Source organism: Domibacillus sp., assembly GCF_031181085.1.
In the GTDB taxonomy this organism is placed as follows: Bacteria; Bacillota; Bacilli; order Bacillales; family Domibacillaceae; genus Domibacillus.
Genome location: NZ_JAPSLE010000003.1, coordinates 13,277 through 31,678, shown reverse-complemented (window position 1 = coordinate 31,678; position 18,402 = coordinate 13,277). Strand labels below are relative to the sequence as shown.

The window sequence follows — 18,402 nt, the reverse complement described above, 5'->3', positions numbered from 1 at the left end:
GGCAAATGTGAAAAAGATTTTAGTGGCAGATGATGAAGATATTTTGCGTATGTTAATTGTCGATACGCTTGAAGATGACTTTGAAATTACCGAGGCAGAAGACGGTCAGGAAGCACTGGACAGCATTCGGTCCGGTACATATGATTTAATTGTTTTAGATTATATGATGCCTCATTTAACAGGCATGGAGGTGCTCGAGCAAATCCGTAAGGACGGCGTTCAAACACCTGTTATGATGCTTACCGCAAAAGCACAGGAAGCCGACCGGGAACTAGCCATGTCCTACGGGGCTGATTATTTTATGGCGAAGCCATTCAGCCCAATTGAACTTTTGTCACTCATCGAAAGCATTCTCGATTAAAAAAAGACAGCCCGCTGTGGGCTGTCTTTTTTATTCGTCTTCCTGGGCAAATCGTTTTTGAACAATGTGATAGGACTCTTTGAGCCGTTCTTTTGATTCGGTATCCTGATCCCAGCCCTCCCATTTATATATATTCATCTTGGAAGCTGCTTTTTCAGGGACCGTTGTTTTTTGATCAAATGACTCGGCAATGCCTATGCCTTTGATCTGTTGCTCAGCTTCTATTCCTTCTTTAAAAACATCTCCTGTTGCCTGCAGGCTGCTTGGGTCTTTTACATTCAACAACAGCCACGGAATGCGAATTTCAACCTCTCCTGTTTCTTCATTTACATAGTAGTCAGATAAAGAATCATAATCAGGCGATTCCGGATTGCCGTTGCCAAACCGCATCACGCCTGTCTCATAGTAATCAAACGGCAGTACTTCACCTGTGTCCGGCCGAGTGATTTTCTTATTGAGCGCAAGCCGGATTGGGTTAAAGACACTACTGTTGTTTACCGGTTTTTTCGGCGCAGGCTTTAACATAAGAACGTCAAATCCATACTGATACAAGAATGTGTCGTAGTACGTATCTACTTTCAGTTTCCCTTCTTTTGTCCCGTCAAATGAAAGAACAAAATCTGGATCATTCCCTTTGAACGTGACACCTTCCGCCTTCTTGCTTCCGATGCTTGGATGTACGTCAAAATAAAGCGTCGGCATCTTGCCATTTAACAGCTTAGATCGGATATACAAGTAGCGTTCGTCGTGTGTGGCATACAAATCATCGTTTTCTTTGTAAAGCGGCTCAATGCCTTGCCAGTCTTTTGTATTTCCGTCTGTATGGATAAGCTGACGGTCGAAGCTGAGAAGGCCGAATTGCTGCTCATTCGTCTGGGCGTTCGACCAATACGGACGGCGTTCCGGATCATCCAAGTCCATCGTGTTCCACGTCCGCTTAAACCATTCATCCTGCCACGTAAAGACAAGTCCGCCCATCATTCCTTCAGCTAAAATATCATCATACAGATGAACTAAACCATCGCCCTGCTGCTCCTCACTCATAAAGCCCTGATTCAGGCCAAAAGCGTTCCGGTGCGTCATACCGCGCGAAGATGGAATACCAAACTCGGCAATCAGAACCGGCATATCATGTGCTGCCCGCAAATCATTCAGGTAACCGGCATAGCTGTTATTTTCGCCTCGTGAATCCTTATACGTTAAATACTTTTCCTCCAAATTTAAAAAGTCAGGATAGTAAGGATAAGCATGGTAGGCCGCAAACATTTGTGTATTTTGTTTTGGTTTAATGTTATTCGGGTTCACGGAAACCAAATCTTCCTGCTTCTGCAGTTCAGCCGGATGATTAAGCAGATCGGTTGTAACCCAGTTGGTAAAGCTCATTGGCCGTGTCCATTTGTACTGGCCGGCTTCGTATTTCATCATCGTATCCATTTGCTCAGCCAGCCAAATTTCCATCGGCTCAGCGCTCTCTGTCTGAACAAACTCTCCATTATACTGCGCAAGTCCTGCGTATTTTGTTTTCATATGGTCAACCATAAACGGATACCATTCGATTCCAAGCACCCAGCCGATTACGTACGGTGAAATATCAGCCCGATACGTTCCTGATGCGTGACCCGTCCGTTTTGGAATGTCCGCATTACCGTGAATGACATCCGCAACCCGTTTCATTTCTGCTTGAAATTCTTTTGTAATCTCCGGCGTAAACGCATCTAGTGTTTCTTCTAACGGCCCTTCATCAATCCAGACGCCGTGCAGCAGATAAATCGGCTTGTCCGCATGCTCTTCGTTATACCGCTTCAAAGCGTTGTAAAAGCCCGGCGGATGAAGAGTGTAGATGCGAATGGTATTCGCGTTTAACTTTCCAAGATCCATAAGCCATTCATAATACTCATTTTCGGAGATAGCGGCTTCTCCCGGGAAAGCACCCGGTTTCCCCATTCCAATATTGACTCCTTTTACCGTCATCGTTTTCCATGTACCGTTTTGAAGCACTTCAAATCGGTCTCCATTTAAACGGGATGTATAAGAAAGGCCATCCTTCTCTTCCACTGGCACAGCACCTGCTTCTTTTTCCGTTTTTTTCTCCATTGAGAGAACACCTTTCATGAGCGGCACATATGTTTTCCAGAAAAAGGCCTGCTCCGGATAAAGCGTGGACGGTGTAATAAGCGCCCGCATGGAGGCAAAGCCGGCATACCGGTAAACGAAAGAAACGTCTTCTGTGTCTGCAAAATCTCCAGCAAAGTAAAAGAGATCTGATTGTTCATACGAATGATGGGTAACGGCAGGAAATGAAAGCGGGATTCCTTCCTTTTCCAGCACGGTTTTCCCCTTGTCCGACAAATCCCATTGATAGTTTGCTAGAATATCTTCTTTATTTTCTGGTATCGTTATATCAAACCAGTACGTGTACGGCGCTCCTTTATCGAGACCTGTAACTCGTTTTCCCTCCTCCGTAAAGCGCATTGTTAACCGCTCATTCTCTATTTCTCCCTCTTCATCGGAGAGCACGATTACTTTTTGTTTATCTTCATTCACAAGCACAAAACCGACCCCTTCGAATGCCCACTTTTTACCGCCTGCTTCATAAAGTGATAGAATCCCATCAGTCAGCTCTTCATTTTCCCTGCTTAAATCGCTGAACGCCCGACCGGTCCAGCCGGTTGGTGTTGTATGAAGAAAAGACGCCACATCTTTTTTCACATCGGCTTTTGTTGGAGAAGCAAATGTATTAAACTCCATAATCAAAGTGGTCGGATGGTCAGCCGTTTGCTGTTTGATCGCTTCCCATTCATCCATTTCGAGACCGCCATAGACTAAGTCATTTTCGTTATCATACACGCCGTATGTATCGGCCGCATAAATGACATCGGCATCCTCCAGTTTCTCTGGAAGCGCCCGTTCCTTTGTTTTTCTTTCAGGAAAGTATCCATAATAGTCATCTCCTCCGCCAAACGTTTCAAAACGAAAGTGCTTCAGTACCCATGTAAGAGCCCGATGCTCCCGTTTATTGTCGGTAGGAACGGTTTTGTCCAGAATGACAACTTTTTCTTCTCTCGTGCTGCCGAGCTCCCATATAATCCAGGGCAGCAGCAACAGCAAAAGAACGAATGGAAGGAAAATCCATTTTTTATTTACCTTCATCTTGAGCAGAACCTCTCTCCGGGTAGAAAATAACTCCTTGCTGTATTGGTCCGGTTAAAAATCCAATTACGGCTTTTGACAGCTGTGTCGGCGGATACGGTTTTGTTAAGTAATGATCGATTTGATGTAATTTTCCCTTTCCTTCCGCCTGGTCAAGAGCAGAGGAAATGATAATCGGGATGTCTTTCGTTTTTTCTTCTTTCTTTAACAGCTCTACTAAATCCCAGCCGCTCAGATCGTCGCCAAGCATCAGATCAATCACAATTCCAACAAGCGGTGTCCGCTTTGCTTCTTCAAAGGCTTCCGATGGATTCGTATGATACATCACTGTAAATCCACTCATCTTTAATTCTTCTGATAATAAAAGAGCAAGGCTCATATCGTCCTCTACTATCATAACGGAAGGACTGTTTTCATTGCTCTCTGGGCGCGCAATTCGATGTCTGCCTGTTGAAAGAAGCGGCAATAAAAAACGGACTATCGTCCCTTTTCCCTCCTCTGACTCGATTGTAATCGTCCCATTATGCTTTTCGATAATTTCTCTGCAAATCGCCAGCCCAAGGCCCGTACCGCCAATTTTGCGGCGGGCGCTGTTGTCAATCCGCTGAAATTTATTAAACAGCTTCGGTATATCTTCAGCCGGAATTCCGATCCCTTCATCTTGAATGGCGACAATTACGTTATTTTCATCGTTCGAAAGTGTCAGCGTTACATGTCCACCGTCCGGTGAAAACTTAATAGCATTCCCTATCACGTTTGTTAATACTTGAGCGAGACGCTCTTTATCCCCTTCTACCTGCACATCAGCCGCTTCATCCACCACGACGAGCGGATGGCTGCTTTCGGTACGGAAACGGGCGATCGCTTCTACCGCCAGTTCATTGATTTGTAATGGCTCCATTTGATACACCTGGCTGCCCGATTCCATGCGCTGTAAATCCAGAAAATCATTGATTAAGTTTGTCAGCCTTTTCGCTTCCTTGTAAATTGTTTCTAAATACTTCTTTTGTTTTTCAGGCTTCAGCTGTTTATGAAGCAGCAGCTCTGTAAATCCAAGCACACTCGAAAGCGGCGTTCGAAGCTCATGGCTGACTGTGCTGACGAGCTCTGTTTTCATTTGATCGACTTCGTATTCTCTTGTAATATCACGATGAACAAGAATGGTGCCTATTTTTTCTTCATTTACTAAAACCGGAGCACTATACACTTCTATCACACGTTCTGCCGGCTCTAAAATGCGGTACCGGTACTCCTGCACATGATGCGCCCCGCTATCCATACAGCCTTCTAGAAATTCTCTCATTTGATCCGGGTCGTCTGTTTGATTAGCAAGGTGATCGACCCATTGCGCTCTTTCAATGGTTTCATCAAGCGGTACTCCACAATTGATAATCGCACAAACAGCTTCGTTTCGCTGGAGCACAGACCCGTCGTGGCCAACAAATTGAATGCCTTCATTAATATTGTTAATGATACGTTCGTTTAAAATTCGCTCTTTGACATTGCGTTCGTACAGCTGAATACGTTCAATCGCTAAAGCAACACGATTTAGTAAGCCCCGCAATTCTTTTTGTTCTTCCTCAGAAAAGACGCGGCCAATACGTGAAGCGCCAAAAAGAGCCACCATGTCTCCTTCCGGATTGTTTACGCCCGAAAAATAATCATGCACCAAAACAGAATCGGCAGCGAGCCCTTTTTCATGGGAAGCTTCTCTTGTTACCATGAAGAAATCATCCTCTTTTAGCCGCTGGTCAATATAATCCGTTCGGTTCGTCGAAAACTCCTCGAACAAAGCATCTGTCATCCCTTTCAGCGCCCGCTCTCCGCTTTCCCGGATCCAAAACATGCCTAGATCCAATTCATAAATCGAATCCAAATACTCTAGTATACTATCAGCCAGCTCCTGCTTATTTAAAGTAAAAGAAAGAACATGGTTCAAGTCGTTATACCGTTCCAGCCGTTCTTTTGTTTGTTTCGTTTCATGGAGTGATTCTTCGATTTTATGCTGGTGCTTCTGCAATTCTTCCTGCTGCGTAATCAGCTCTTCATTTTGGGCTGTTAATTCTTCTTCTTTTTCTTGAATGGTTCGAATCATGGAGCCAAATGAAGAAAACAGCACTCCGATTTCATCGTTACGATTCACCGGCAGCAGCGAAAAGCTTTTGCCGGACGCAAAATCATCCGTCGCCTGCCTCATTTGCTCAAGCGGCCGGACAATATCTTTCATCATGCGCCAGATTAAATAAGCAATAAACACAAATAGCAAAAGCAAAAACCCGACCATTACGAATGTAAACTGATTGGCCTGCTCGATCATCTCTGTTGACAGTCCTTCAAGTTCATCGTCAATGTTGGTTTTGTATTGCTTGGCATATGCCATAAATTGATTCACTGAATCAGTAAGCCCGTTACTCGAAAAATTACGCAGTCCTTCGTAATCTTTTCCTTCTACTAATCGGATCAATTGTGGCAATGTTTCCTGCTCATATTTTGCTAAAAAAGTCGTAAGTTCTTCCGTCATTTGCTTCTCTTCTGATGTTAGACGGACATCTTTTAATTCTTCAAGTGCATTATTTATCTCGTCTAAATCCTTATAGACAAGATCAAGCTCTTTCTCATACTGAAAAGCAGCATACCCGCGCGCACGGAAAAACATATCATTCAAAGAATCGCGCAGTGTTTCTAATTTCACCTGCTTATCGTACAGCCTTTCTCGCTCTACCCGCAATTCATCCTGTGAATACTTCATATAAAGAAAAGCGCCGGTACCTGCAGCTGTCAATACTAGCAGAATAGACAGCGATAAAAGCAGGTAACGGCGCCGAATCCCTGACGTGACCGCTTTATTCATATTCCATCCTCTCCCTTTTGTTCCTATGATTTCATTATAGATTATAGACTGTAAGAGTTCATAAAAAAAAACCCGCTTTAAAAGCGGGTTACGATCGATCTGATGAAAACATATAGTGACGCTCATTGTAAGTGATGGAGAAAATAAGCGCCAGAGCCATCATATTTCCCATCATCGCACTGCCTCCATAGCTGATAAATGGCAGCGGAATCCCTGTAATCGGCAGCAGGCCGATCGTCATGCCGATATTTTGGAACGCGTGAAACGTAATCATCGCGATAACGCCCGCGCACATGTAAGAATAATAAGGAGTTTTTGTGGTCAATGCGAGTTTTGTAATGTGATAAATGAGCACAAAAAACAAACTTACAACAACCGACGCACCGATAAATCCATATTCTTCTCCAATAATACTAAAGATAAAGTCAGTATGGCTTTCCGGCAGATAGACTTCCCGGTAGCCAAACCCTTTGCCCATCGTCTGGCCCGAGCCAATCGCAAGCAGCGACCGGGTCAGGTGGAAACCGATCGAGCTCTCATAGTTATACGGATCAAGCCATGAATAAATCCGATCGAACTGGTACTGCCTGACACCAAGGTATTTTTCTAACACTGCCGGCTGCCAGAGTACCATATAAAACACAAGGCCGATCAGAGTAGCGGCGCTGCCAAAGAGAGGAAGGAGTATTTTCCACGTGATACCTGAGACGAAAATCATACCAAGCAAAATAGAAATAATAACCAGAGACGTTCCAAGGTCCTGTCTCACCACAAGCGCAAGCGGCAAAGCAGTAATAGCGCCTAATTTAAGCAAAAGCATCCAATCACTGTTGATCGTTTTAATAGGGTTTTTAGAATGATGATTCACCATTACCCGGGATAATGTTAAAATCAGAAATACTTTCATAAATTCGGACGGCTGAATGGTTCCTAAGCCCGGAAGCTTGTACCAGTTTTTCGCTCCGTTGATCGTTGGAGCAATAGATGATGGTGCTACGATCAAAAACAACAGCAGCAAAATGCCAAAACCGTACAAATACCAGGCCATGCCGTGAAATTGGTCTGAATCCAGCCGGATAAATACCAGGATAATGCCGATTCCAATCGCGTACCAGATAACCTGCCGGACGACAAAGTTTGTTCCATACTGACCTGTTGTCTGTGCACTGTAAATCGCTGCACAGCTTACAACAAAAAGCATAAGCAAGATTAAAATCAATCCGTAGTCAATCCGGCTTGATTGTTGTTGAGAATTCATGTAAACTCCTCTTTCTCGTAAAAATAGACCAATTCTTATTATAACGTTATTGTTCCATTCTACAACAGCCAAACGATTCAGATAGGAGAAATCTAAGCCCGACCGTGATACAATAACTTGAACAAAATGTTCCGGCTTCTGCGCCTCACACTTAAATGCGCTGAGTGCAAAAGTCGATGAACCAATTAGAAAGGAAGTTAGCAGAATGGAAGTAATTCAAACACAAGAGCAATTCGAAGAAATTATTGCCGGCAGTGAGCCGGTCATCATTAAATTTTACGCCGGCTGGTGCCCGGATTGCACGAGAATGGATATGTTTATTGATGAAATTATAGCGGACTACAGCCAATACCGCTGGTTTGAACTGAACCGGGATGATTTTCCCGAAGCTGCACAAAAATACGATGTAATGGGCATTCCCAGCCTGCTTCTTTTTCAAGACGGCGAAAAATTAGCTCATTTGCACAGTGCAAATGCTAAGTCTCCGGAGCAAGTACGTGAGTACCTGCAAAACCTTCCTGCTTAATGAACAGCCAAAACCGGCCCGTATACGGGCCGGTTTTTAAAATACGCCTTCGAGTTTATTTAACTCTTTACGCATTTCCTCTTCTGGAAGCTCTTCCCCAATCACAACAATGACCATCGGCCGCTTGATCGGCTGCGGCTGAAAAAACGGAACGCCATATGCATACTGAAACAGCTCCGGCTGGTCTCCTGAATCCTCAAACTTGATGAACCCTTTGATGCGCAGCACCGAATCCGGCAGATGTTCTACCCACCTTCTAAAAGCAGCACGCGGTACGTGATTCACAAATTCATAAGCAAATGTTCGAACATGCAGATGGTGGCGGGCGTGATGCTGTTCTTGTGACTGGCTTCCGCTGCCAAAAACAGCTTCTCCTTCTCCACGCGTTATTTCAATTAACTGAACCTTCTGATTGAGTGAACGGATATCTCTGCGAACGACTGCCAAGGTTTCCTCGGCGACCAAATCTGTTTTAGTGAGCGCGACAATATCACTCCAGCGCGCTTGATCCTCCATCAGCTTCCGATGAGCAATCGGCAGCCGGTTCCGCTCCACCCACCGGGCACAGTCAACAAGCGTTAAAATGCCTTTTACATCAATTTTCATCGCGATGGATGGAGACATGCAGGCATCGAGCACTTCCATCGGGTGAGCAGCACCGGTCGTTTCAATATAAATGACATCCGGCTGGTGTTCCCGGTAAAGCGCCAGTAATTCCACTTCTATTTCATCTTTAATCGTACAGCAAATACAGCCGTTCAACATATCCCGCACAGCCGTTTTTTCTCCAATAAGCGCCGAGTCAACCGAAAGCGCACCGATTTCATTCATCAGAACAGCGACTTTTCTGCCTGCTTCTTTTTCTTTTTGAAGCAGTTTCAACAGCAGTGTGGTTTTCCCGCTGCCAAGAAAGCCTCCAATTATATAAAGTTCTGTTTTCATAGGCCAACCCTCTCTCAAATCCACATAGTTCCGATTTAATACACGTTATCTATTGTACATGCTCCTTCACTTTTTGCCAAAACAAAAAGCAGGAGCGAACCCCCTGCTTTACTCTGGTTTGATCACCAATTCAAGTTTTTCGATAATCAGCGTCATGACGGCATCCATACTCGCATCCTGCCGCTCACTCTGGGAGTAGGCTTCCTGCATGGCTTCAAGCAGGGCCTGCTGTTCATGGGACATGTTTTTTCTCCTTTTATCATGTTACATGTCCCATTCCCGCTGGGATGCGCGATCAAACAGGGCGAAAGCCTTAAATTTGATTTATACGTGTTCTTCTAATTCAACCCAGTCATGCGCCCAATTCTCTATTTCTGTAATAGCCGCTTTTAAGGCGCGTCCTTTTTCCGTTAATGTATATTCAACCCGAACCGGCACTTCTGCATACACTTTTCGAGTGACCATGCCTTCCTCTTCCAGCTCTTTCAGCCGCTCTGTCAGCAGCTTGCCGCTGATCGGAAATCCAGCTTTAATTTCAGAGAACCGCTGCGGCCGATCCAAAAGCTGTTTAATCACAAGGCCCGTCCATCGTTTGCCTAATAACTGCATTGCTTTTTCTACTTTTGGACAAAGCTCCATTATTCTTTCACCTCTTTTATGTACTCTTAGTATACACCATTTTAAAGAAAGATGATATCTTTCCACTTTTTAATATCTAGTTACTTGACTAATTTAATTTATTTTTTTAAACTATGTTTCTAAAGGTAACAAAATTTTATTTGAAAGAAGGTACATAAACCATGTCAAACGGTTCTATCCAAACAGATTTTTACACAGCTGTTCAAAATCGCCGCTCTCATTATGCTATTTCAAAAGAGTCTGTCGCTTCAGATGAAAGAATCCAAGAAATCATTGAATTTGCAGTTAAGCATGTGCCAACAGCTTTTAATTCGCAAACAGGGCGTGTCGTCGTTCTTCTTGGCGAACAGCATGATACATTGTGGGAGATTACAACACAAACGTTAAAAAATGTGGTTCCAGAAGAAAGCTTCGCTTCTACACAAGAGAAAATGGATATGTTCCAGGCAGGCTGCGGAACAGTTTTATTCTTTGAAGATCAATCGATCGTCCGCAGCCTTCAGGAGCAGTTTGCCCTTTATGCGGATAACTTCCCTGTTTGGTCTAACCAGGCATCTGGTATGCTTCAATTTACCGTTTGGACAGCACTTGAAAACGAAGGCTTTGGTGCAACCCTGCAGCATTACAATCCGCTGATTGATGAAAAAGTAGCAGCCCAGTGGAATATTCCAGCAGACTGGAAGCTTATGGCTCAAATGCCATTCGGCAAACCAACAGCGCCAGCCGGCGACAAAGAATTTGCGCCGCTTGATGAGCGTGTAAAAGTGTACAAATAATGTACCCCTTTTTTGAATAAAAAAGCGCGGACTTTTCAATATTGAAAAGTCCGCGCTTTTTAATTTTCATTGGATGAAGATCCGCCGTCGATGATTTTTTGAACCGATCCTCTTTCAATTAAAGATGGCGCCAGCATAATCCGATGTCCAATTTGATCTGGCTGCTTGATGAGCTGTAACAGCTGGTCAAATGAATAATGAGCAAGATCTGTAATAGGCTGTGCAATCGTCGTAAGTCCAGGATCGGCAATTTCCGCATAAATGGTATTATCAAAGCCGATGACCGACATATCCTCGGGTACCCGTACACCCGCTCCTCTCGCTTCGTTGATCAACACAATAGCGATCAAGTCCGTTGCTGCAAACACAGCGGTTGGCTTTTTCGGGAGACGAAGCAGCTTTTGCGCGGCTTTTTTCGCTTCCAAAATATCAGAGCGGGTATCAATAACGTACGGTTCTTCAATCATCACATCTGCTTCTGATAATGCCTGCTGAAAACCAATCAAACGGGAACGCCCCGATTGGCGCTGCTTTTCGTACATAATGGCTAATTCATGGTGTCCTTTCGACAGCAAATATTTACCGGCTACGTACCCTCCGCGCACATTGTCTGTCATGACCACACTGGCTGAAGCGTCTAAGTGATTCACAGACAGCATTACGCTCGGTACGCCGCGCTCATTAAATTTTTTGAAATGATCCATTTCTTCCGGCTCAATGGCTACCATCACACCGTCGACCTGCTTTTTAGAAAAAAGCTCTAAATATTCCCGTTCCCTCTGCTGCTTATAATCTGTGCTGCACAGCATCAGTGTATAACCAGATTCCCGTGCCCGGTTTTCCAGTGCCCGGGCCACTTCCGCAAAAAATGGGTTGGCAATATCAGGAACAAGCACGCCGACGGTATATGTTTTTTTGCCTGTCAGTGCCGCTGCGACACTGCTCGGCTGGTAGTCAAGAACCCGCATAATCTCTGTTACACGCTTACGGGTTTTTTCGCTGATCCGCCCTGTATTGTTCACGACCTTGGATACGGTAGCAATAGAAACTCCCGCTTTTTCCGCCACGTCATAAATCGTCGGTTTCATATCATCGTTTCTCCTCGTGTCATTCTATTCTTAGAGTAACACGAAACGCCGTGAATCACTTCATGTGACGCTGAAATTTTTCAGTCAGCATCCCGCTTGATTATTTTTTCTTGTGCTTGCGTGCATCGATATAAACGGCGACTGTAATGATGACACCTTTTAGAATTTGCTGCCAGTAAGAAGAAACGTTCATCAAATCCAGTCCATTGTTCATTACACCAATAATCAATGCACCGATAATGGTGCCGCCAATCGTTCCAATGCCGCCTGTTAAGCTTGTTCCGCCGATAACAGTCGCTGCAATGGCATCAAGTTCGTACATGTTACCAGCCGTTGGCTGCCCGGAAGCAATGCGGGCTGTTAAAATCAGTCCGGCAATACCGACTAAAAGGCCATTGAATGTGTATACTAAAATTTTTACTTTTGTTACGTTCACACCGGCAATCATCGCCGCCTGCTCATTTCCGCCAATCGCATAAACATATTTACCAAATCTTGTTTTGTTTAAAAGAATATAAGAAATCACACCTATAATGGCAAAAATAATAACAGGTACCGGGATGCCGGCAATCATGCCCTGTCCAAGAAACAATAATGCATCCGATAAGCCGCCGATTGGGCGTCCGCCGCTGTATAGAAGCGCAAGCCCGCGTGCCGCGGTCATCATGCCAAGTGTTACAATAAAGGGAGCGATATTTCCTTTTGTGATTAAAAATCCGTTAAAAAGGCCTGTGCCGGCACCAACTGCAACAGCCACAAGGAGGGCTACAATCAGTGGATATGTTCCTTCCTGTGCAACTGCAGCAACGAGCACAGACGTTAAAGCTACGACAGAGCCGGAAGATAAATCAATTCCGCTTGTAATGATAATGAAGGTTACGCCAATTGCGATGATTCCAATTACTGACATCTGCCTTACGATATTAATGATATTATTTGAATTAATAAAGTTCGGTTCAAGCGCCGTCATAAGCCCAATTAATGCAACTAAAATAATCAGCATCCCATATTTTCTGAATATCGTTCCTGCCTTTGATTCTTTTTGAACGCCTACACCAGGATTGTTATTCGTAACAGTTGATAAGTTGCTCATCCTTTTGCCTCCCTGTTCTCACGATGTTTTTTGCTTCATTAATTCTCCGCGTGTTGCCAGCTCCATAATCGCTTCCTGAGTGGCTTCACGGTGGTCCAGCTCTCCTGTCTGGTATCCTTCACTCATGACGATAATGCGGTCACTCAGCCCGATCACCTCTGGCATTTCCGATGATACGACAATGATGGCTTTACCCTGCTTGGCCAGCTCGAAAATCAAGCTGTAAATTTCGCTTTTCGCCCCAATATCAATGCCGCGTGTCGGCTCATCCAGGAAGAGAATATCCGGATTGTGAAGAAGCCAGCGTCCGATCAGGACCTTTTGCTGGTTGCCTCCGCTTAGATTGCTGATGAGCTGATCCATGTTCGGTGTTTTAATATTCATTTTTGCCTTTTGGTCTGCACAGTCACTCTCAATTTTCTTCCGGTCAAGCAGCCCGCCTTTTTTATATTTGTTGATATTGACCATGATCATGTTATCCCGCACGCTGAGCGGCAGGAAGCAGCCGGTTAGCTTCCGGTCTTCTGTCAGAAGGCCGATACCCGCATTGATTGCATCTTTCGGCGAACGCATTTTTTTGGATTGACCGCCGACAAGAATTTCTCCTGAATCTGCCTGTATCGCACCAAAAATCGTTTCCAGAATCTCACTCCGTCCAGAGCCCATTAGGCCGGCAATGCCGAGCACTTCTCCTTTACGGACCTGAAAGTTTACATCGTAAAACTTTCCTTGTTTTGTTAAGTTTTTGACTTCAAGGGCTACTTCTCCGATCTCGGCATGCTCTTTATTAAATACCTGAGAAAGCTCGCGGCCGACCATCATTTCAATCAGGCGTTCACGGGACATATTGTCAATGGAATCTGTGCCGACATACTGGCCGTCACGGAATACCGTCAGCGTGTCAGCGATTTGTTTGAGTTCTTCCATCTTGTGCGTAATGTAAATGATGCCGACGTCTTTCTTTTGCAGCGAGCGAATAATCTCAAATAAATGGGCCACTTCTTTGTCGGTAATGGCGGATGTGGGTTCATCCATGATGATGAGTTTTGAATCGTAGGAAACGGCTTTCGCGATTTCTACCAGCTGCATTTTCGCCACTGTTAAATCAACCATTTTGGCTTTAGGATCAATCGTTGTAATGTTGAGGCGTTCAAAAAGCTCTCTCGTGTTGGCCACAAGCTGCTTTTGGTTAACCAATCCTGTTCTGCCGTAGGTTGGTTCGCGGCCGAGGTAAATATTTTCTGCTACTGTCATTTCCGGTACGGGATTTAACTCCTGGTGAATCATTGAAATACCTTTATCGAGCGCTTCACTGACATTGTTAATCTTCAATTCTTCACCGTCGAATATAACGCTTCCAGTATCGGCCGTATAAATGCCAATCAGGATTTTCATCAGCGTGGATTTACCTGCGCCGTTTTCACCCATCAAGGCATGCACTTCACCTTTTTTTACATCCAGCCTGACGTTTTGCAAGGCTTTAACACCCGGAAAGCTTTTCGATATACCTGACATTTGTAAAATGTACGGAGATGTCATTTTCCTCACCCCAAGTTTGTTTTATAAAAGCTAGGCGGTATAAACCGCCCGCTTTTTCTTACTGCCATTTTTTCTCGTATGTTTCTACGTTTTCTGGTGTGATTAATTCGAACTCAACGTAGTTCATTTTTTCAACTTCTTCCCCTTTAGCTGCTTTTGCTGCAATTTCAAGCCCTTTTGATCCTTGGCCAGCCGCGTCTTGGAATACTGATACTTTCAGCTTGCCTGATTTTACGTACTCAAGTGCATCCGGTGTACCGTCGATCCCTGCTACCGTTACTTCTTCAAGCTTCCCGGCTGCTTCGAGTGCCATGATCGCACCAATGGCCATTTCATCGTTGTTTGCCACAACAGCATCAATTTTCTCGCCAGATTGCAGCCAGTTTTCCATCAATGTCATCCCTTTTGCACGATCCCAGTCTGCATTCTTTTCTTTTACTATTTTCATGCCTGGATTTTTCTCGATTACTTGCTTGTTTCCTTCTGTACGTTTAATTTCCGCTTCCTGTCCAGATTGGCCGTTCATGATTGCCACGTTCCCTTTGCCGCCAAGAAGTTTTGCGACTTGTTCCATTTGAATAATGCCTGAATCAATTGAGTTACCGCCTACGAATGCTGTTGCTTCTTCAATTCCTTCATACGTACGATTCACGACAACAATTGGAATTTCTGCTGCATTTGCCATATCTACGATTGTGCCTACAGATTCTGTATCAACCGGTACGATTGCAATTGCATCTACACCTTGTGAAATAAATGTTTCTACCTGAGACATCTGCTTCGCTGCATCATTCATTGCATCTACATACACGCCTTCAATATTGCCTGCTTCTTTCTCATAATCCATCATGCCGTCCTGCAGGTAGCTGAGCCATTTATCATCAAAGTCTGGAAGTGCCACACCAATTTTTAATTTTTCTTCCCCATCTGCACTTTCCCCGCCTCTACATCCTGCCAATACAGCTGTTAGTGCTACCATCAACGCCATGAACAGAAAAAACTTTTTCTTCATTTTTTTCTTCCTCCCCAGGTTGTTCATATATGGAAACGATATGAAATCGTTTTCAAAAAAGTAAAGTGTTAAACTGCTTGTCCTTGCAACTCCAGCACCTTTTTTATGGGTCCCATAGCTCTTTTCTTCAAACTAGGTTAAGCGTTTTCCTAATTGGCACTATGTGTCCCTTTTTCCTGCACTTGATGCAGCCTTGCTCAAGAGATCTTCCAGCTTTACCGCATAACTCTTTTAATCGGAAATCCGTACACTCTAGTAATCAGTCCCCCACATGTTTGTAGTGATTTTATTCTTTCTTCCTACCTTCATGCTATTACCTCTGAAAGCGATTAATTTTCTGAATTTTCTTGATTAAGTAAGCGCTTAACTAGATATTAATCGATGTGTTTTTAAAGATCAAGAAGAATTTTGCAAAAAAATAGATGTGAACGTGAACAAAATTAAAAAGTTTTCAATTTGACATGTACTTGACTTAATTATCGGGTAAACTAAAAGCATCTAGTAAAGGAAATGCACAGGAGGAAGAATCATGAAGAAGAAAACAATGTCATATGTTATGACGGGCGCGCTATCTATTACAATTTTAAGCGGTGTTCCCTCTTCTCCAGCTCAGGCGGCTTCCCCGCAGCTTACAAAAGAACAAACGGCTTCGTCCGTTGCTCGTACAGGCACAAGAAATTTTGCCGATATCATTGCCGATCAAGCAATGGCACTCGGTATTTATAATGAACATGATGATTTGGAAACAGCTGCTAAAAAAGTCCGCCTGGCAAAATTACAGCGTCAGGCCGAAGCTCTCCATCTTGATACAGCTGGCAAAGATGAAAAAACACTTCGCCTTCAGGTGAAAAAAGCCCATGAAGCCTTTGTACATAATGTGGCGGATCAATTCGGCATCCAAACAGAAGGACAGCGCACAAAAGAGATCATTGCGTCCATCGCGGAAGTAAATGAAACAGCGGCTGAACAATTAAATGGATTTTATTAAAACCGGCCAAGCAAGGCCGGTTTTTTGTCGAACCCTTTAAAGAAGGAAAGGAAGATGGACATGCAGACAGTTTTAATTGCAGAAGATGAACCGGCAATCAGCCAGGTATTAAAGGTATATGTGGCGAAAGCCGGCTTTGATGTTGTACAAGCTTTTAATGGAACGGAAGCGGTTGAAAAGTTTCATTCGATTTCTCCTTCTCTTGTTCTGCTTGATGTGATGATGCCAGGAAAAGATGGCTGGGCGGTATTAAAAGAAATTCGGGAAAGCAGCAGCTGCCCGGTGATTATGCTGACGGCTTTAAATGATGTGAACTACCGGCTGGACGGCTTAAACGGGGGAGCGGACGATTATATCTCTAAACCATTTATCGCCGATGAAGTCGTTGCACGCATACGGGCTGTGCTTCGCCGTTCCGATTCAAAACGCACCGACGAGAATGTACAGCACTTCGGAAGCCTGACGATTGACTTTACCGCGCATCGTATTTCTTTAGGAAGTAAAGACATTACCTTAACACCGCGGGACTTGTCTTTGCTGCTGTTTTTAGCAGCGGCTCCCAACCGCACCTTTACGCGGGATCAGCTTTTAGATGAAGTATGGGGGCACGATTACGATGGAAGCGATCGTGCAGTTGATTTATCTGTGAAGAGAATCCGGAAAGCACTGGCAAAGTGGCCGTCATCTGAGGGGGAAATTAAAACATTGCGCGGCTTAGGGTATCAATTTGTTACGGCGGAATAAAACACGGCGCATCTCACTGCTTCGCTATTGGACAACCCGTTATGCCATTACCCTTGCTCTCGGCCTGCTTGTCCTGGCCATGCTGTCGGTCGTCTGGATTCAGCACACGACTCTTCAAAACCGGCTCGATGTATCCGAGTTTTTAGCAGCAGAGCTTGCCGGCCGCATTGCCGGCAGCCAGCAGGTTGGCGATGACTCTGACGCATCTTCTTACCTTGACCGGGACATGCTCGATGTGCGGGATGAACTGAGCAAAATGGAATCCCCCCCTTCCATTTTTATTACGGATGCGAATGGTGTGATCATATCCGCTGGTGACGACAACTTATACAAAGAAAGTTCTTTTCCGACCGCTGTGCTGGAGAAAAACAGTGCGGTACAGACCTTTTCCGCCTTAAACGATGACGCCATTGTTTACTTGATCAAAAAACCAATTACGGTAAATGCGGTTACATTCGGATGGGTCGTCATGCTGCAGCCGGAAGATAAATTTGCTGATTTAAACGATGAATACCGTCTGCTTGCTATGCTTATTATCGGCAGCGGCCTGCTTGGCTGGGCAGCGATTTATATTTTATCGCGCCGGCTTGCACGGCCAATCAGTGCAGCAGCTGCCGCAGCCAAAGAAATTCGCAACGGTAACTATGGAGTGCTCCTTAAGCCTTCAAGGGCAAAAGAACAGGAAGTATACGACCTCGTTACGTCTTTTAACGATATGGCTGTCCGCCTTGAACAGCTTGAATCTATTCGTGCTGAACTGCTTGCGGGTGTCACCCACGAGTTAAAAACACCTGTTACCTCAATCAGCGGTCTGCTTCAAGCTGTCAAAGACGACGTTGTTGCCGGGGAAGAAGCGAAAGAATTTCTTACGATTTCTTTAAAAGAGACGGAACGAATGCAGAATATGATCAATGACCTGCTCGAATTCAACACGTTTGCAGCCAATGCTCTGCCGGTTTCAACCGCGCCGCATGAACTCAATGAACTAACAGGGGACATTATTCATGAATGGAACTTAGCCCGTAACCCGGACGGTATACCTATTCATTTTCATCCGTATGAGCGGGACTTGATGGTGCTGACGGATCCTGACCGCCTCCAGCAGATTATGATGAACCTGCTCAACAACGCGGCTCATGCTATTGAAACGAAAGGCCAGCTTTCTGTTACGATTCGCATTGATGAATCGTACGCCCTCATTGACGTAGCCGATACGGGAATTGGTATTCCGGATGCTGAAAGAGCCTTGATTTTTGAACGGTTTTACCGTGGAGAAAATAAAAAATATAAAGTCCGCGGCCTCGGTCTCGGTCTCCCGTTCAGCCAGCTGCTTGCCCGGGCCATGGATGGCGACCTGGAGCTGAAGGAAACATCACCTCTTGGTACAACCTTTACGATTAAATTAAAAAAACAGGACTGATGTCTCCGCATCAGT

Annotated in this window: 16 protein-coding genes; 6 read left to right on the top strand and 10 right to left on the bottom strand. The window is 44.6% G+C overall.

The window, feature by feature from the left end:
- Window positions 1–7: 7 nt before the first annotated feature.
- Window positions 8–361 (top strand): response regulator transcription factor, encoded by a 354-nt coding sequence (locus RIN81_RS06040; RefSeq protein ID WP_251269979.1) that lies wholly within the window; start codon window positions 8–10, stop codon window positions 359–361.
- A gap of 30 nt (window positions 362–391) precedes the next feature.
- Here RIN81_RS06040 and RIN81_RS06035 read toward each other — a convergent pair whose 3' ends face one another.
- From RIN81_RS06035 to RIN81_RS06025, 3 genes are all read right to left on the bottom strand, one after another.
- Window positions 392–3,511 (bottom strand): hypothetical protein, encoded by a 3,120-nt coding sequence (locus RIN81_RS06035; RefSeq protein ID WP_309088355.1) that lies wholly within the window; start codon window positions 3,509–3,511, stop codon window positions 392–394.
- Window positions 3,498–6,362, bottom strand: a complete 2,865-nt coding sequence (locus RIN81_RS06030) for an ATP-binding protein (RefSeq protein ID WP_309088353.1) — start codon at window positions 6,360–6,362, stop codon at window positions 3,498–3,500. Before RIN81_RS06030 ends, RIN81_RS06035 begins: the two co-directional genes overlap by 14 nt.
- Window positions 6,363–6,450: 88 nt before the next feature.
- Window positions 6,451–7,620: an FtsW/RodA/SpoVE family cell cycle protein gene (locus RIN81_RS06025; protein ID WP_251269982.1), complete on the bottom strand. Its 1,170-nt coding sequence runs from the start codon at window positions 7,618–7,620 to the stop codon at window positions 6,451–6,453.
- A 205-nt stretch (window positions 7,621–7,825) separates the two neighbouring features.
- Here RIN81_RS06025 and RIN81_RS06020 point away from each other — a divergent pair, with 205 nt between their 5' ends.
- Window positions 7,826–8,146 (top strand): thioredoxin family protein, encoded by a 321-nt coding sequence (locus RIN81_RS06020; RefSeq protein WP_309088350.1) that lies wholly within the window; start codon window positions 7,826–7,828, stop codon window positions 8,144–8,146.
- Window positions 8,147–8,182: 36 nt separating this feature from the next.
- Here RIN81_RS06020 and RIN81_RS06015 read toward each other — a convergent pair whose 3' ends face one another.
- The 3 genes from RIN81_RS06015 to RIN81_RS06005 all read right to left on the bottom strand — a co-directional run bounded on the left by RIN81_RS06015 (window position 8,183) and on the right by RIN81_RS06005 (window position 9,727).
- Window positions 8,183–9,088 carry a CobW family GTP-binding protein gene (locus RIN81_RS06015; RefSeq protein ID WP_309088348.1) on the bottom strand — a complete coding sequence of 302 codons (906 nt, stop codon included), beginning with the start codon at window positions 9,086–9,088 and terminating at the stop codon, window positions 8,183–8,185.
- Between the two features lie 108 nt (window positions 9,089–9,196).
- Entirely contained in the window at window positions 9,197–9,331 is a 135-nt protein-coding gene (locus tag RIN81_RS06010; RefSeq protein ID WP_309088346.1) for a hypothetical protein, read from the bottom strand.
- A gap of 81 nt (window positions 9,332–9,412) precedes the next feature.
- On the bottom strand, window positions 9,413–9,727 hold the full coding sequence (locus tag RIN81_RS06005; protein WP_242231801.1) for a winged helix-turn-helix transcriptional regulator: 315 nt from the start codon (window positions 9,725–9,727) through the stop codon (window positions 9,413–9,415).
- Window positions 9,728–9,888: 161 nt separating this feature from the next.
- On the opposite strand from RIN81_RS06005, the gene RIN81_RS06000 reads away from it, so the two are divergent.
- Window positions 9,889–10,503 (top strand): nitroreductase family protein, encoded by a 615-nt coding sequence (locus RIN81_RS06000; protein WP_309088344.1) that lies wholly within the window; start codon window positions 9,889–9,891, stop codon window positions 10,501–10,503.
- Window positions 10,504–10,562: 59 nt separating this feature from the next.
- On the opposite strand, the gene RIN81_RS05995 is transcribed toward RIN81_RS06000, so the two are convergent.
- The 4 genes from RIN81_RS05995 to RIN81_RS05980 form a co-directional block, all read right to left on the bottom strand.
- Window positions 10,563–11,591 (bottom strand): LacI family DNA-binding transcriptional regulator, encoded by a 1,029-nt coding sequence (locus tag RIN81_RS05995; protein ID WP_309088342.1) that lies wholly within the window; start codon window positions 11,589–11,591, stop codon window positions 10,563–10,565.
- 100 nt (window positions 11,592–11,691) lie between these two features.
- Window positions 11,692–12,684, bottom strand: coding sequence for an ABC transporter permease (locus RIN81_RS05990; protein WP_375164507.1), 993 nt, complete (start codon window positions 12,682–12,684; stop codon window positions 11,692–11,694).
- Between the two features lie 18 nt (window positions 12,685–12,702).
- Entirely contained in the window at window positions 12,703–14,223 is a 1,521-nt protein-coding gene (locus RIN81_RS05985; protein WP_309088340.1) for a sugar ABC transporter ATP-binding protein, read from the bottom strand.
- A gap of 58 nt (window positions 14,224–14,281) precedes the next feature.
- Window positions 14,282–15,235, bottom strand: a complete 954-nt coding sequence (locus RIN81_RS05980; protein WP_309088338.1) for a sugar ABC transporter substrate-binding protein — start codon at window positions 15,233–15,235, stop codon at window positions 14,282–14,284.
- 529 nt (window positions 15,236–15,764) lie between these two features.
- Here RIN81_RS05980 and RIN81_RS05975 point away from each other — a divergent pair.
- The 3 genes from RIN81_RS05975 to RIN81_RS05965 are packed head-to-tail and all read left to right on the top strand — an operon-like array spanning window position 15,765 to window position 18,387.
- Complete coding sequence (locus RIN81_RS05975; RefSeq protein ID WP_309088335.1) at window positions 15,765–16,223, top strand: hypothetical protein; 459 nt, start codon at window positions 15,765–15,767, stop codon at window positions 16,221–16,223.
- A 60-nt stretch (window positions 16,224–16,283) separates the two neighbouring features.
- Window positions 16,284–16,967, top strand: a complete 684-nt coding sequence (locus tag RIN81_RS05970) for a response regulator transcription factor (protein WP_309088897.1) — start codon at window positions 16,284–16,286, stop codon at window positions 16,965–16,967.
- Window positions 16,951–18,387 (top strand): sensor histidine kinase, encoded by a 1,437-nt coding sequence (locus RIN81_RS05965; RefSeq protein WP_309088333.1) that lies wholly within the window; start codon window positions 16,951–16,953, stop codon window positions 18,385–18,387. The genes RIN81_RS05970 and RIN81_RS05965 overlap by 17 nt, the downstream gene beginning before the upstream one ends.
- Window positions 18,388–18,402: the final 15 nt, after the last annotated feature.

Coding starts and splice junctions, on each gene's coding strand:
- RIN81_RS06005 (WP_242231801.1), bottom strand. CDS start 9,727: ATGGAGCTTTGTCCAAAAGTAGAAAAAGCAATGCAGTTATTAGGCAAA.
- RIN81_RS05990 (WP_375164507.1), bottom strand. CDS start 12,684: ATGAGCAACTTATCAACTGTTACGAATAACAATCCTGGTGTAGGCGTT.
- RIN81_RS06020 (WP_309088350.1), top strand. CDS start 7,826: ATGGAAGTAATTCAAACACAAGAGCAATTCGAAGAAATTATTGCCGGC.
- RIN81_RS05980 (WP_309088338.1), bottom strand. CDS start 15,235: ATGAAGAAAAAGTTTTTTCTGTTCATGGCGTTGATGGTAGCACTAACA.
- RIN81_RS05970 (WP_309088897.1), top strand. CDS start 16,284: ATGCAGACAGTTTTAATTGCAGAAGATGAACCGGCAATCAGCCAGGTA.
- RIN81_RS05985 (WP_309088340.1), bottom strand. CDS start 14,223: ATGACATCTCCGTACATTTTACAAATGTCAGGTATATCGAAAAGCTTT.
- RIN81_RS06030 (WP_309088353.1), bottom strand. CDS start 6,362: ATGAATAAAGCGGTCACGTCAGGGATTCGGCGCCGTTACCTGCTTTTA.
- RIN81_RS06015 (WP_309088348.1), bottom strand. CDS start 9,088: ATGAAAACAGAACTTTATATAATTGGAGGCTTTCTTGGCAGCGGGAAA.
- RIN81_RS05975 (WP_309088335.1), top strand. CDS start 15,765: ATGAAGAAGAAAACAATGTCATATGTTATGACGGGCGCGCTATCTATT.
- RIN81_RS06010 (WP_309088346.1), bottom strand. CDS start 9,331: ATGTCCCATGAACAGCAGGCCCTGCTTGAAGCCATGCAGGAAGCCTAC.
- RIN81_RS06035 (WP_309088355.1), bottom strand. CDS start 3,511: ATGAAGGTAAATAAAAAATGGATTTTCCTTCCATTCGTTCTTTTGCTG.
- RIN81_RS06025 (WP_251269982.1), bottom strand. CDS start 7,620: ATGAATTCTCAACAACAATCAAGCCGGATTGACTACGGATTGATTTTA.
- RIN81_RS06000 (WP_309088344.1), top strand. CDS start 9,889: ATGTCAAACGGTTCTATCCAAACAGATTTTTACACAGCTGTTCAAAAT.
- RIN81_RS05995 (WP_309088342.1), bottom strand. CDS start 11,591: ATGAAACCGACGATTTATGACGTGGCGGAAAAAGCGGGAGTTTCTATT.